This window comes from Buttiauxella massiliensis (genome assembly GCF_902500225.1).
GTDB lineage: Bacteria > Pseudomonadota > Gammaproteobacteria > Enterobacterales > Enterobacteriaceae > Buttiauxella > Buttiauxella massiliensis.
The window spans coordinates 152,848-166,291 of sequence record NZ_LR722649.1 but is presented as its reverse complement, the minus strand read 5'-3'; the positions used below and the strand labels follow the sequence as shown (position 1 = coordinate 166,291).

At 51.5% G+C, this 13,444-nt stretch carries 12 protein-coding genes; 8 read left to right on the top strand and 4 right to left on the bottom strand.

Going from position 1 to position 13,444, the window contains the following annotated elements:
• Window positions 1-7: 7 nt before the first annotated feature.
• A complete protein-coding gene (locus GC128_RS03055) occupies window positions 8-1,528 on the bottom strand; it encodes a methyl-accepting chemotaxis protein (protein WP_151993048.1) in 1,521 nt (506 codons plus the stop codon).
• Between the two features lie 293 nt (window positions 1,529-1,821).
• On the opposite strand from GC128_RS03055, the gene proP reads away from it, so the two are divergent.
• The 8 genes from proP to GC128_RS03015 all read left to right on the top strand — a co-directional run bounded on the left by proP (window position 1,822) and on the right by GC128_RS03015 (window position 11,175).
• A complete protein-coding gene (gene proP / locus GC128_RS03050; protein ID WP_151993047.1) occupies window positions 1,822-3,327 on the top strand; it encodes a glycine betaine/L-proline transporter ProP in 1,506 nt (501 codons plus the stop codon).
• Between the two features lie 205 nt (window positions 3,328-3,532).
• The gene (locus GC128_RS03045) at window positions 3,533-5,101 is read left to right on the top strand and encodes an ABC transporter substrate-binding protein (protein ID WP_151993046.1); all 1,569 of its coding nucleotides are present in this window, start codon (window positions 3,533-3,535) and stop codon (window positions 5,099-5,101) included.
• Between the two features lie 67 nt (window positions 5,102-5,168).
• Window positions 5,169-6,218 (top strand): ABC transporter permease, encoded by a 1,050-nt coding sequence (locus GC128_RS03040; protein ID WP_151993045.1) that lies wholly within the window; start codon window positions 5,169-5,171, stop codon window positions 6,216-6,218.
• Complete coding sequence (locus GC128_RS03035; RefSeq protein ID WP_151993044.1) at window positions 6,218-7,051, top strand: ABC transporter permease; 834 nt, start codon at window positions 6,218-6,220, stop codon at window positions 7,049-7,051. Before GC128_RS03040 ends, GC128_RS03035 begins: the two co-directional genes overlap by 1 nt.
• A complete protein-coding gene (locus GC128_RS03030) occupies window positions 7,044-7,880 on the top strand; it encodes an ABC transporter ATP-binding protein (RefSeq protein WP_151993043.1) in 837 nt (278 codons plus the stop codon). Before GC128_RS03035 ends, GC128_RS03030 begins: the two co-directional genes overlap by 8 nt.
• On the top strand, window positions 7,867-8,589 hold the full coding sequence (locus GC128_RS03025; RefSeq protein ID WP_151993042.1) for an ABC transporter ATP-binding protein: 723 nt from the start codon (window positions 7,867-7,869) through the stop codon (window positions 8,587-8,589). The genes GC128_RS03030 and GC128_RS03025 overlap by 14 nt, the downstream gene beginning before the upstream one ends.
• 252 nt (window positions 8,590-8,841) lie before the next feature.
• Window positions 8,842-10,233 carry a putrescine aminotransferase gene (ygjG, locus tag GC128_RS03020; RefSeq protein WP_226811974.1) on the top strand — a complete coding sequence of 464 codons (1,392 nt, stop codon included), beginning with the start codon at window positions 8,842-8,844 and terminating at the stop codon, window positions 10,231-10,233.
• Between the two features lie 117 nt (window positions 10,234-10,350).
• The gene (locus GC128_RS03015) at window positions 10,351-11,175 is read left to right on the top strand and encodes a glycosyltransferase family 17 protein (protein ID WP_151993040.1); all 825 of its coding nucleotides are present in this window, start codon (window positions 10,351-10,353) and stop codon (window positions 11,173-11,175) included.
• A 59-nt stretch (window positions 11,176-11,234) separates the two neighbouring features.
• Here GC128_RS03015 and lsrG read toward each other — a convergent pair whose 3' ends face one another.
• The 3 genes from lsrG to lsrB are packed head-to-tail and all read right to left on the bottom strand — an operon-like array spanning window position 11,235 to window position 13,442.
• Window positions 11,235-11,525 (bottom strand): (4S)-4-hydroxy-5-phosphonooxypentane-2,3-dione isomerase, encoded by a 291-nt coding sequence (gene lsrG / locus GC128_RS03010; RefSeq protein ID WP_151993039.1) that lies wholly within the window; start codon window positions 11,523-11,525, stop codon window positions 11,235-11,237.
• Complete coding sequence (gene lsrF, locus GC128_RS03005) at window positions 11,522-12,412, bottom strand: 3-hydroxy-5-phosphonooxypentane-2,4-dione thiolase (RefSeq protein ID WP_151993038.1); 891 nt, start codon at window positions 12,410-12,412, stop codon at window positions 11,522-11,524. The genes lsrG and lsrF overlap by 4 nt, the downstream gene beginning before the upstream one ends.
• Before the next feature lie 10 nt (window positions 12,413-12,422).
• The gene (lsrB, locus tag GC128_RS03000; protein ID WP_151993037.1) at window positions 12,423-13,442 is read right to left on the bottom strand and encodes an autoinducer 2 ABC transporter substrate-binding protein LsrB; all 1,020 of its coding nucleotides are present in this window, start codon (window positions 13,440-13,442) and stop codon (window positions 12,423-12,425) included.
• Window positions 13,443-13,444: the final 2 nt, after the last annotated feature.

The window sequence follows — 13,444 nt, the reverse complement described above, 5'->3', positions numbered from 1 at the left end:
TTTAACATCAATGCAAAACCGTCACGGCATCTTCCAGACGCGTTGCCCGATGTTTCACCATCGCCGACACTTCTGCGCTTTCTTCGACCAATGCCGCATTTTTTTGCGTGATGGCATCCAGTTCAGCCACCGCGCGGGTTAAATCAGATAACCCTTCTGCCTGTTCTGAAGTGGCAAGGCTGATTTGCCCAAGCAGCTGCGTGACATTTCGCACCTGGGAAACAATATCATTCATGGTGCGCCCAGCTTCGTGAACCTGAATGGTACCGGATTGCACTTTACTGGCGCTGGCATCAATCAGCTTGCGGATATCGTTCGCCGCCGTTGCACTGCGTTGCGCCAGGTTTCTCACTTCTCCGGCAACTACAGCAAAACCTTTGCCCTGCTCTCCAGCGCGTGCTGCCTCTACCGCCGCGTTAAGCGCCAGGATATTGGTCTGGAAGGCAATGTCATTGATCAGGCTGGTAATGGAGCCGATACGTTGCGTACTGTCGGCGATGTCATCCATGGTAGTCACAACAGTTTCCATCGCCTTGCCACCGTGGGCTGCGGCCTCGCTCGCGGAACTTGAAAGCTTATCAGCGGCTGCGGCAGTTTCTGAATTGTTCTGCAACGACACCGCCATCTGGCCCATAGTGGTAACGGTTTGCTGCACATTGACCACCGACTGGCGCGTGCGCTCATTGAGCTCCACATTGCCCTGGGCCAGCGTTTCGCTGCCGCTGCGCACGTTCTCAACCTGATGGCTGACATCATGAATTAGCCAGCGGCACATCAAACCTAGCTGGCCAATGGCACGCAGCGTCATACCAATTTCATCCGTTCGCGCAAGATGCTGCACATGCTGTTGATCTCCGGTGGCGACTTCCAGCGCCCGGCGGGCGACATTTTCCAGCGGGCGCGCAATTTGCCATTCGAGCAGCAAGCAAGCCACCACACTCGCCAGCACGCTAATCAACACCGGAAGCGAACCCAGACCTAACGATAAAGAAGCGGCCATCATCAGCACAAACACGCAACTCATGATCATACGAATACGGCCCCGCAGCCGTAACGCGGGTAATTTCCCCAGCCAGCTTTTACGCAAAACCAGGCCTTTAAACAGGCGACGTTTGCAGCGCCCTTCTTTGAGCGCTTTATACAGCGGCTCGACCGCGGCGATCTCTCCAGGCTTCGCTTTAGTACGAATTGACATATAGCCCGTCGTCTTGCCATTGCGAACCACCGGCACAACATTCGCCCTTACCCAGTAATAGTCGCCGTTTTTGCGCTGATTTTTAACGATACCGGTCCACGGCTCACCTTTTTGCAGGGTGAACCACATATCGGCAAAGGCGGCTTTGGGCATATCGGGATGACGCACGAGGTTGTGGGGCTGCCCGGTGAGTTCATGAAGATGGTAACCACTCACCTTCACAAATGCGTCGTTCGCATGGGTGATTGTGCTTTTTAAATCGGTTGTCGACATCAATGTCGTGTCGTCATCAAGCAGGTATTCATGCTGTGTAGCAGCCGCGCGCGCAGTCATAGCAACTCCCTTGGCAGGTTATCCAATTGTTAATATTTTTAGTTGTATTGTTATTTCGGCGCTGCAAAATTTTACTTTAGCGGTTAAACTTGACGGCGATCACACTTTTTTAACTAAGCCATATTTTTTATAATGATTTTGGATGGAGAACACATTTCCCATTAATTTCATGAAGTTATTAATGAAAATGTCATAGTGACGCTAAGTGCTGGAGTTTTGACCTTCAATTTGCAATCGGCACACTACACTTAGTACGGGGCCGTTTCGCCCCCGCAAGGAAAAAGAGGATAATAATGTTAAAAAGGAAAAAGAAAGTCAGACCTATTAAGGTCAGTGACGTCACCATCATCGACGATAGTCGCCTCAAAAAGGCAATTACCGCCGCATCGCTTGGCAATGCGATGGAATGGTTTGATTTCGGCGTATACGGCTTTGTTGCTTACGCCCTCGGTAAGGTTTTCTTCCCGGATGCCAGCCCTAGTGTGCAGATGATTGCCGCACTGGGTACCTTCTCCGTTCCCTTCCTGATTCGCCCGTTGGGTGGTCTGTTCTTCGGCATGCTCGGTGACAAATATGGTCGCCAGAAGATCCTGTCCATTACCATCATCATTATGTCATTGAGTACCTTCTGTATTGGCCTGATTCCGTCGTACGCGACTATTGGTATCTGGGCGCCAATCCTGTTGTTACTTGCGAAAATGGCGCAAGGGTTCTCAGTGGGTGGTGAATACACTGGTGCTTCGATATTTGTCGCCGAATACTCACCAGACCGTAAACGCGGCTTTATGGGCAGTTGGCTGGACTTCGGTTCCATCGCCGGTTTTGTCTGTGGTGCGGGTGTCGTGGTGCTGATTACCGCTATCGTCGGTGAAGCTAACTTCCTTGAATGGGGCTGGCGTCTGCCGTTCTTCCTGGCGTTGCCATTAGGGATTATCGGCCTGTATCTGCGCCATGCACTGGAAGAAACTCCAGCGTTCCAGCAGCACATCGAAAAGCTTGAACAAGGCGATAAAGAAGGTCTGACTGATGGCCCAAAAGTCTCGTTCAAGGAGATTGCAACCAAACACTGGCGCAGCCTGCTGACCTGTGTCGGTATCGTTATTTCCACCAACGTCACCTACTATATGTTGCTGACGTATATGCCAAGTTACCTGTCGCACAATCTGCATTATTCCGAAGAGCACGGCGTGCTGATTATTATCGCCATTATGATTGGGATGCTGTTTGTGCAGCCGATGATTGGCCTGCTGAGTGACCGTTTTGGCCGCCGTCCATTTATCGTCGTCGGTAGCTTGGCATTGCTTGTTCTGGCGATCCCGGCCTTTATTCTGATTAACAGTAATGTGCTGGGGCTGATATTCGCCGGGCTGCTGATTCTGGCAGTCGTGCTGAACTGCTTCACTGGGGTGATGGCTTCGACTCTGCCCGCCATGTTCCCGACGCATATTCGTTACAGTGCCTTAGCCAGTGCCTTTAATATTTCGGTGCTGGTTGCGGGTGTGACCCCAACGGTTGCGGCGTGGTTAGTGGAATCGACCGAAAACCTGATGATGCCAGCGTATTATCTGATGGTGGTGGCGGTTGTCGGCTTGATTACCGGCCTGACCATGAAAGAGACGGCGAATAAACCGCTGAAAGGCGCAACGCCTGCGGCCTCTGATATCGCCGAAGCGCGTGAAATTGTTCAGGAACACCACGATAACATCGAGCAAAAAATCGAAGATATCGACCGTGAGATTGAAGAATTACAGGCGAAGCGTACCAATCTGGTGGATCAGCACCCGCGCATCAACGAGTAATTTTTAGCAGCATCAAAAGCGCCGGGCCAATGCCCGGCGTTTTCATTTCGGGCTTTAACCCTCATTCCTGGAAGGAATTGGTTATGTCTAAAATTTATAAGCAAAGTATTTTTTGGACTTTGTGAATATCCATTACTCACCTAACGTAACCCAGTCCGCGAATAACAACTCATAAAGAATTCCTATCTTTTACGCAGGGTGCAATATGCAAAGAAAATTACTGCCATTACTACTGCTGGCTGCGATCTCCGCAAGCAGCTTTGCCGCCACACCGCCAAATACTTTAATTGTTGCCCAGGGACTGGACGATATCGTCAGCCTTGATCCTGCGGAAGCTAATGAACTGTCGAGCATTCAAACGGTGCCAAGCCTTTACCAGCGCCTGGTGCAGGCCGACCGTGAAGACCCGGCCAAATTAGTCGCGGTGCTGGCAGAAAGCTGGCAGGGCGATGCGGCTAACAAAAAACTGACCATTAAACTGCGCCCGGATGCCAAATTCTCATCGGGTAATCCACTGCGCCCGGAAGACGTGATCTTCTCTTATACCCGCGCGGTGACACTTAATAAGTCCCCGGCGTTTATTCTTAACGTACTTGGCTGGCAGCCAGACAATATCGCCAGCCAGTTGATAAAGGTCGATGACCACACGCTGGAATTGCACTGGACGGCTGATGTTAGCCCGGCGGTAGCACTGAATATTCTCTCCACGCCGATTGCCTCTATCGTGGATGAAAAAGCCGTTACCCCGAACGCGAAAGCGGGTGATTTCGGTAACGAATGGCTGAAAATGCACTCGGCTGGCAGCGGCCCGTTCAAGATGCGCGTTTACCAGCCGCATCAGGCGATTGTGTTAGACGCGAACCCAACCTCACCGGGTGACGCGCCTAAAGTTAAAAATATCATTATTAAAAACGTGCCAGACCCTGCCGCTCGCCGCTTGCTGATTCAGCAAGGTGACGCGGATATTGCCCGCGACCTGGGTGCGGATCAGACCAGCGCGCTGGAAGGAAAACCGGGCGTGAAAGTGTTGAGCATCCCTTCTGCCGAGCAGAACTATATGGTGTTCAACGCCGGTAATAATGCTAACCCGCTGCTGAAAAACCCTGCCCTCTGGGAAGCCTCTCGTTATCTGGTGGATTACCAGGGCATCACCAAAGATCTGTTGAAAGGCCAGTACTTTATTCACCAAAGTTTCCTGCCGGTTGGTTTCGCCGGGGCTCTGGACAACAATCCATTCAAATTTGACCCGGCAAAAGCGAAAGAGATCCTCGCTAAAGCAGGCATCAAAGACGCGCACTTCACGCTGGATGTAGAAAATAAACCACCGTTTATCACTATCGCGCAGTCTATGCAGGCAAGCTTTGCTCAGGGCGGCGTGAAGATTGATCTTCTGCCAGCCGCAGGCAGCCAGGTGTACGCTCGTGTTCGTGCTAAACAGCATCAGGCGGCGATTCGTCTGTGGATCCCGGATTACTTTGACGCCCACTCCAACGCCAGTGCCTTTGCTTATAACGATGGCAAAGCAAGTACCGTTGCAGGCTTAAACGGCTGGCAAATCCCGGAGTTGAGCAAGCAAACTCTGGCCGCAGTTGCGGAAGCTGACCCGGCGAAACGCCTGGATCTGTATAAAAAAATACAGGAAGAAGTTCAGCACAATTCGCCGTACGTATTTGTTGATCAGGGTAAAACCCAGATCGTGGTGCGTGAGAATGTGAAGGGCTACCAGCAAGGTTTGAATGCGGATATGGTGTATTACGATCGAGTGAGCAAATAACTGCTTTGTCTCCTTTCTCTTAGGGGGAAGGAGACAATCCGCGAAATATGTTTAAGAAGAGTTCCACATGTCAGACATCTCCAACCTTTCAGCCTCGAGTCGCGTAAGCCGCTCATTGTTGACGCTGCTCCAGGGGCTGTTTACCCTGGCGCTAACGATTATCGGTTTACTGCTTATCACTTTTGCCCTGTCGGCACTTTCCCCAGTGGATCGTGTACTGCAAATCGTTGGCGATCATGCAAGCCAGGCCACTTACGATCAGGTGCGCCACCAGCTTGGTCTGGACCAGCCCCTTCCCGTTCAGTTCTGGCATTACCTGACCAGTCTTGCTCATGGAGATTTAGGCACCGCCAGCGCCACTGGGCAGCCTGTATTACACGATTTACTCGCCGCCTTCCCGGCAACACTTGAACTTGCGACCCTAGCGCTGATTATTGGCAGCGTTATGGGCGTTATTTTTGGTGTGCTTTGTGCTCGATTTGCCGGCTCACCGTGGGATTTAGCAGTACGCACGTTCACACTGCTTGGCAATTCAGTCCCTATCTTCTGGTTGGGGCTGCTGATGCTGGCGTTTTTCTATGCGCGGCTTCAATGGAGTGCCGGGCCGGGGCGTCTGGACGATATTTATCAGTACAGCGTGGAAGCCAAAACTGGCTTTGTGTTGGTCGATACCTGGCTATCTGGCGATCGTGATGCGTTTATGAACGCCATCAACCACCTGACTTTACCGGTGTTGCTGCTGGCCTATTACTCGCTGGCGAGCATTACGCGCCTCACGCGCACCGCCTGCCTGAGCGAAATGAACAAAGAGTACATCACGCTGGCACGCGCCAAAGGCGCCGGGGAGATGGCGATTCTGGTGCGCCATGTGCTGCCCAATATTCGCGGCACATTGTTTACGGTTATTGCGCTGGCGTACACCGGCATGCTCGAAGGTGCGGTACTGACTGAAACGGTCTTCTCCTGGCCGGGTATTGGGCGCTATCTCACCACCGCTCTATTTGCGGGCGACACCACAGCGATTATGGGCGGCACATTGTTGATTGGCGTGTCGTTTGTCATTATCAACAATCTGACTGACGTGCTGGTGCGTGTCACCGATCCGAGGGTGCGCTAATGCCGTCTTATCTCTTTTTACGCCGCACATTGCGCTCACCGGCGGCACTGTGCGGGTTAATCATCATTACCCTGCTAGTGCTGATTGCCATCTTCGCTCCGCTACTCGCACCGTTTGATCCGAACTGGCAGGATGCCGCAGCACGTCTGCAGGCACCCAATGCTCAGCACTGGTTGGGCACCGATAGCTATGGTCGCGACCTGCTCTCACGTCTGATTTATGGCTCACGCCCTGCTCTTGGCCTGGTGTTGCTAGTCACAGTGATCACGCTCCCCGTTGGGCTGCTGATCGGTATTCTTTCGGGCTATTACGGCGGTTGGCTGGAGCGGGTGTTAATGCGTTTTACCGACGTAGTTATGTCGATGCCACGCCTGATTCTGGCCTTTGCTTTTGTGGCAATGCTTGGCCCAGGGCTTATCAACGGTGCACTCGCACTGGCGCTGACCACCTGGCCTGCCTATGCGCGCCAGGCGCGCAGCGAAATTCAGCGCCTGCGCCATAGTGACTATCTCGCCGCCGCAGAAATGATGGGAATTCGTGGGACACGCCTTTTAGCCGGCCATATTCTGCCGCTGTGTTTACCTTCGGCGATTGTGCGCCTGGCGCTCGACTTAGCTGGGATTATTCTAGCCGCAGCGGGGTTGGGTTTCTTAGGCCTGGGGGCAAGACCGCCAATGGCAGAATGGGGTTCGATGATCGCTGACGGTATGCAGGTTATTTTCGATCAGTGGTGGATTGCCGCAATTCCAGGTACCGCCATTTTGATTAGCAGCCTGGCGTTTAACTTACTGGGTGATGGATTGCGCGACGTGCTGGAGCCTGGAAATGACTGAGAATCGTATTGAAGTTCGTGATCTGAACATTGATTACCCGGGCGCTCGGGTCGTAAATAATCTCTCATTCACGCTAGGTAACGAACGACTGGCACTGGTAGGCGAATCGGGATCGGGTAAATCGATGACCGCCAGAGCGTTAATGGGTCTGGTGCGTAAACCGGGCAAGGTAAGCGCAACTCAGCTCAAAGTGTTGGATAACGATCTGCTCAGTATGCGTAACCGTGACTGGCAACGCCTGCGTGGTAATGATATCGCGATGGTTTTACAAGACCCACGCTACGCACTCAACCCGGTGAAAAGCGTTGCACAGCAAATTGATGAAGCACTGCGCTTGCATCAAAAGCTATCTGGTTCACAGCGCCGTGAGCGGATCCATGAAGTGATCTGCGCTGTTGGGTTACAGGAAAATGTGCTGTCACGCTACCCAGCAGAACTCTCCGGCGGCATGGGGCAACGCGTGATGATCGCAATCGCTCTGGTCAACAATCCAAAAGTGTTGATCGCCGACGAACCGACTTCTGCGCTGGATGCTCGTCTGCGCAACCAGATTCTGGAACTGCTGGTTGAACAGTGCGAGCAGCGCCAGATGGCAATGTTGCTGATAAGCCACGATCTGCCGCTTGTTGCACAGCATTGCCAACGTGTACTGGTGATGTATCAGGGACAAAAAGTGGATGAGATGGCTGCCAGTCAGCTTGCCGCAGCAACACATCCTTATACCCGTACGCTCTGGACATGCCGCCCTAACGCTGCAACTTACGGCATGATGCTACCGACTTTAGACCGCAGCCAGAATTTACAGGGAGAACATCATGGCGATCGTTGAAGTCAGTAATCTATGCGTGCAATTTAGCGCGAAAGGCCAGACCAAAACCGCCGTTCGCGATGCCAGTTTCGCCATTAATTCAGGGGAAACATTCAGTTTAATTGGCGCATCAGGGTGTGGGAAATCTACTATTTTGCGCGTCCTTGCGGGTTTACAACGCGAGTGGCAAGGTGGAGTAAAACTGCTGGATGGGGTAATTAAACCCGGCGTGCGTTTTCAGGGTGATTTGCGCCGTAACGTGCAAATGGTGTTTCAGGACCCGTATGCCTCTTTGCACCCTAATCACAACATTTATCGCACGCTGGCTGAGCCGCTAATAATTCATGGGGAAGTGCAAATAGCTGATCGCGTGGAAGAGGCGCTCCTTCAGGTAGGGCTACCAACGGATACAATGAAGCGCTATCCGCACCAGCTTTCCGGCGGGCAGCGCCAACGTGTCGCTATTGCGCGAGCGCTGCTATTGCGGCCTAAAATTCTGCTGCTTGATGAACCCACTTCGGCACTCGATATGTCGGTGCAGGCCGAAATTCTCAATCTGTTAAATCGCCTCAAACAACAGTTCGGCATGACCTATCTGCTCGTTAGCCATGATGCCGATGTGATTGCGCATATGTCGGACCGCGCAGCATATATGGCAGGCGGCATCATTAAACATGAGTTTGACCGCGCTGCTCTGGTGCGAGGCGAGCACCGCATGGATGCCGCGTAAGCGGCAACCTGTAAACGCACCAATAAGCAGCATGACGCATGGTTATGGTGCAATAAAACCAGATATCACATAGCAAACTCGCCTCTGACCAGCATATTTAGCCGCAAAACGTGACTCTTTGTGATTAATTATTACGCAATCCCAAATCCCCCAGATCGTTTATCCTGATTTTTGTTAGGGGAAGCGAAGTGGCGTATTCCCTGCAATACTTGTTATGTGTATCGCGTGATACGCCATTCCCAGGAGCACATTTTGAACAGGTTACCGACTAGCGCTTCGGCTCTTGCCTGCACAGCGCACGCTTTGAACATCATCGAAAAGAAGACACTCACCCATGAGGAGATGAAAGCGCTAAACCGAGAGGTTATCGAAAACTTCCAACAGCATGTGAATCCGGGTTTTCTTGAGTATCGCAAATCAGTGACCGCCGGCGGGGATTACGGAGCCGTAGAGTGGCAAGCGAGTAGTTTAAATACGCTTGTCGACACCCAGGGTAAGGAATATTTAGATTGTCTGGGTGGGTTCGGCATTTTTAACGTGGGGCACCGTAATCCAACAGTGGTATCCGCCGTACAGCATCAGCTTGAAAAACAACCCCTGCACAGTCAGGAGCTGCTCGACCCCTTACGGGCGATGCTCGCCAAAACGCTTGCGACCCTCACTCCGGGTAAACTCAAATACAGCTTCTTTAGCAACAGCGGTACAGAATCAGTTGAAGCCGCGATTAAACTCGCCAAGGCCTATCAATCTCCACGCGGGAAATTTACCTTTATCGCAGCCAGTGGCGCGTTTCATGGCAAATCTCTCGGGGCGTTGTCAGCAACAGCAAAATCGGCTTTCCGTAAACCGTTTATGCCGTTACTTCCGGGTTTCAGGCATGTTCCGTTCGGCAATATAGACGCGATGCGCACTATGTTAAGCGAATGCCGTAAAACCGGCGATGATGTCGCAGCCGTAATCCTTGAACCTATTCAAGGTGAAGGCGGTGTGATTATCCCACCAGCCGGGTATTTGCCTGCGGTGCGTAAGCTTTGCGACGAATTTGGTGCACTACTGATTTTCGATGAAGTGCAAACCGGTATGGGACGTACGGGCAAAATGTTCGCCTGTGAACATGAGAACGTGCAGCCTGATATTTTATGCCTCGCCAAAGCACTCGGCGGTGGCGTAATGCCGATTGGTGCCACCGTTGCGACAGAAGAAGTATTTTCTGTGCTGTTTGATAATCCTTTCCTGCACACCACAACATTTGGCGGCAATCCGCTGGCCTGCGCGGCTGCACTTGCAACCATTCATGTGCTGCTTGAACAGAATCTACCGGCACAAGCGCAACAGAAAGGACAACTGTTGGTGGATGGCTTCCAGGCCCTGAAACGCGAGTTTCCGGAACTGGTGGTTGATGCCCGCGGGCAAGGTTTATTGATTGCCATCGAGTTTAGCGACAACGAAATTGGCTATAACTTTGCAAGTGTTATGTTCCGCCAGCAGGTGCTGGTCGCCGGAACGCTCAACAATTCGAAAACCATTCGTGTTGAGCCTCCACTGACTATCACGATTGAGCAGTGTGAACATGTGTTGGGCTGTGCGCGGAAGGCATTGAAATCACTTTACGCTAGCACTAATAAAACAGAGTTAGTTCTTTGACTGAATTATCCCCCGGAGATCAAGTGCCGGGGGGTATAATAAGCAGGCTTATTTTTTTCGCTAATTGAACGTTATACACTGCGCCTCTCAAAAATTATTAAACCTGGTCGCCTCCTCATGATTTACGACTGCTTCCTCTATTACGATGAAGATATGTTGCTGGATTTACGGCTCAATGTACTCAACGACTATGTTGATAAATTTGTTATTGTTGAATCAACTCACTCCTTTACTGGCCTGCCGGTAGAGTTGCATTTTGATATCAATAAGTTCTCGAAATTTAAGGACAAAATTATCTACGTCGTCTTTGACGAAAAGCCTGATGCAGACTGCTGGACCAATGAATCACGTACGCGTAATGCCATCATGAAAGGGCTTGAAGGGGCGAAAGATGACGACACGATTATTATTTCTGATGTTGATGAAATAATACATCCTGATGCGATTGCAAAACACAAACCTTATTATTTGTGCTCAGTTCTGTATCAAACGTTTTACAACTATCAATTTAATCTACAAGTCTTTAATAAAGATGGTAAAGCCCGTATTTGCCCCGCACCGCGCATAACGAGTTATAAAAACTTAAAAACCTTCTTTATGGGCCAACCAGAAACGTTACGTAATTTAAAACGTTCCGCTTTGCATAAGCAGTGGTTCAAATGGAACTATCTAAAATTCAGGACAAAAACCATTCAAAATGGTGGCTGGCACTTTTCGTGGATCATGACCGCAGAACGAATTTCAGAAAAAATGTCGACGATTTCGCATACCGAATACGACACGCCAGAGCTGAATAATCAAGAACATATCCAGAATGCGATTGAGAACGGGCTAGATATCTGGGCGCGAGAAAGAAACCTTAAGGTTGTGGATCTGCAAAGCGGGGACTTCCCGGAATATCTGAAGCAAAATGCCGCAAGCTTTGCTGAGTTTATTCGTTAGTTTCGAACCATCCTCACCCTAACCCTCTCCTTGAAGGAGAGGGCTAAACGGCATCACACCTAAGGCAACAACCCCACAAAACTGCGTTTCTTACGCGGTTCTGACATCATCCCTTCAAGCTTATCAACACACGCTAAGTAATGCGGCGTTTGCTTATGCGCCAGCACGGCTTCATCGTCCTGGTAGGCCTCATAAATAAAGAACCGCGTAGCAATATCCGGGTCCTGCAACACATCAAAACGCAGATTCCCCGGCTCTTTGATTGAGCCTTCATGATTGGCACGGAACACATCCATAAACTCGTCCACGCGCTCCGGTTTAATATTAATTTCCACCAGCGTCACGTTCATGCCTTGCCTCCATGGTGTTTTTCATCCAGCCAAAATTGATACGCTTCGCGGGCGGGAACATTTTCATGCACCACCTTTTTCACCGCTTTTAGCATGGCGAGCGGCGCGTCTGACTGGAAGATATTACGCCCCATATCCACGCCCGATGCGCCCTGGTCGATGGCCCGGAAACACATCTCCAGCGCCTCTTGTTCCGGCAATTTTTTACCCCCGGCGATAACAATCGGCACAGGGCAACTGGCAGCAACCTTCTCGAAACCCTCTTCGACAAAATAGGTTTTCACAAACTGCGCCCCAATTTCTGCAGCGATTCGGCTGGCGAGCGAGAAATAACGCGCATCACGCGCCATCTCCTTACCCACACCGGTTACAGCGAGAGTTGGAATGCCATAGCGTGTGCCTTCGTCCACCAGCTTGATGATGTTGTTGATCGACTGATGCTCGTATTCACTGCCGATATAAATCTGCGCCGCCACCGCACAGGCGTTGAGGCGCAACGCATCCTCCATCGTCACAGCCACACTTTCACGCGATAATTCGCTGAGAATTGAATTCCCGCCTGAGGCCCGCAACACCACCGGTTTGTTGGTGGCTGGCGGAACCACGCTGCGTAAAATACCGCGCGTACACATCAGCACGTCCGTTTCCGGGAATAGCGGCGCAATCGACAAATCAATGCGCTCAAGGCCCGTCGTCGGACCCTGGAAATAACCGTGGTCGAAGGCCAGCATCACGGTGCGCCCGGAATCAGGGTTAAAGATTCGCGCCAGGCGCGACTGCATTCCCCAGTCCAGCGCCCCGCTGCCCTTCAGGTAAAACGCTTTGTTCTCCTGAGGACGGCCAATGCCGTAATCTTTGCCTTCGCGGATATCATCAAGATCTGCCATTTTTCCCTCCTCAGAAGTCATATTTACCGATGTTCTCTTTGGTGAACACTACGCGCTCCGGCAGCAGCACAATACCGTTGCCTTTCGCTTCATACTGATAGCCCTGTACGCTATTCGGCTCGACTTTCAGGCTGCCAATTTTCGCCACATCAACAGTGTCACCAACGTTAAGATCGCCCTTTTTCAGCATGGTATTTGCGACGTTCACCGCAATTTCACCCTGTTGCACTACGTCCCATAGACCGAAGGCTTTAACAGTGCCGCGTTCAACATACGGGCGCATGACGTTCGGCGTGCTGAAACCGACAATCGCCACATTGGTGCGTTTCAGATTTTCAGCAGCCTGTGCGGCAGCAGGTAATGCGTTAGCATCGGGCGCAATGATCGCATCCAGATCCGGGTACGCTTTTAAGATCCCTTCGGCAGTTTGCAGAGATTTGGTGGCATCGTTATAGCCAAACTGTGTGGTGACGATTTCCCATTCTGGATGATCCTTCGCAATCTTCGCTTTTGCCTCTTTCACCCATTGGTTTTGATCCGTCACCGTTGGGCTCGAGTAGAAGAATGCAACTTTGGCAGCAGGTTTAGTAACTTGTTTGGCCGCCATATCCACCAGCATGCCGCCGAGCTGTTGCGGCGTTCCCTGGTTGATGTAAATACTGCGGCATTCAGGCTTAGTATCAGAGTCCCAGGTCAGCACTTTTACCCCGCGCTGCATGGCGCGTTTAAGCGCAGGGCACAGCCCATCAGGCGAAACCGCTGAGACAATAATCGCGTTATAACCCTGATTGACGAAGTTGTTGATAAGCTGCACCTGGCCGGAGACGCTTGGTTCAGTTGGCCCATCGTAAGTCACCGGAACACCGAGATCTTTGCCCGCCTGCATCGCGCCATTACCACCGCTGGTAAAGAAGCCCACGCCAACCAGTTTTGGAATAAAGGCAATCCTGTCGGCGGCTTGCACACTAACCACACCAAAAGCTAATGCCCATGCACTGAGTTGCAGGACGCGTTTTGTTGTCTGCTTCATAA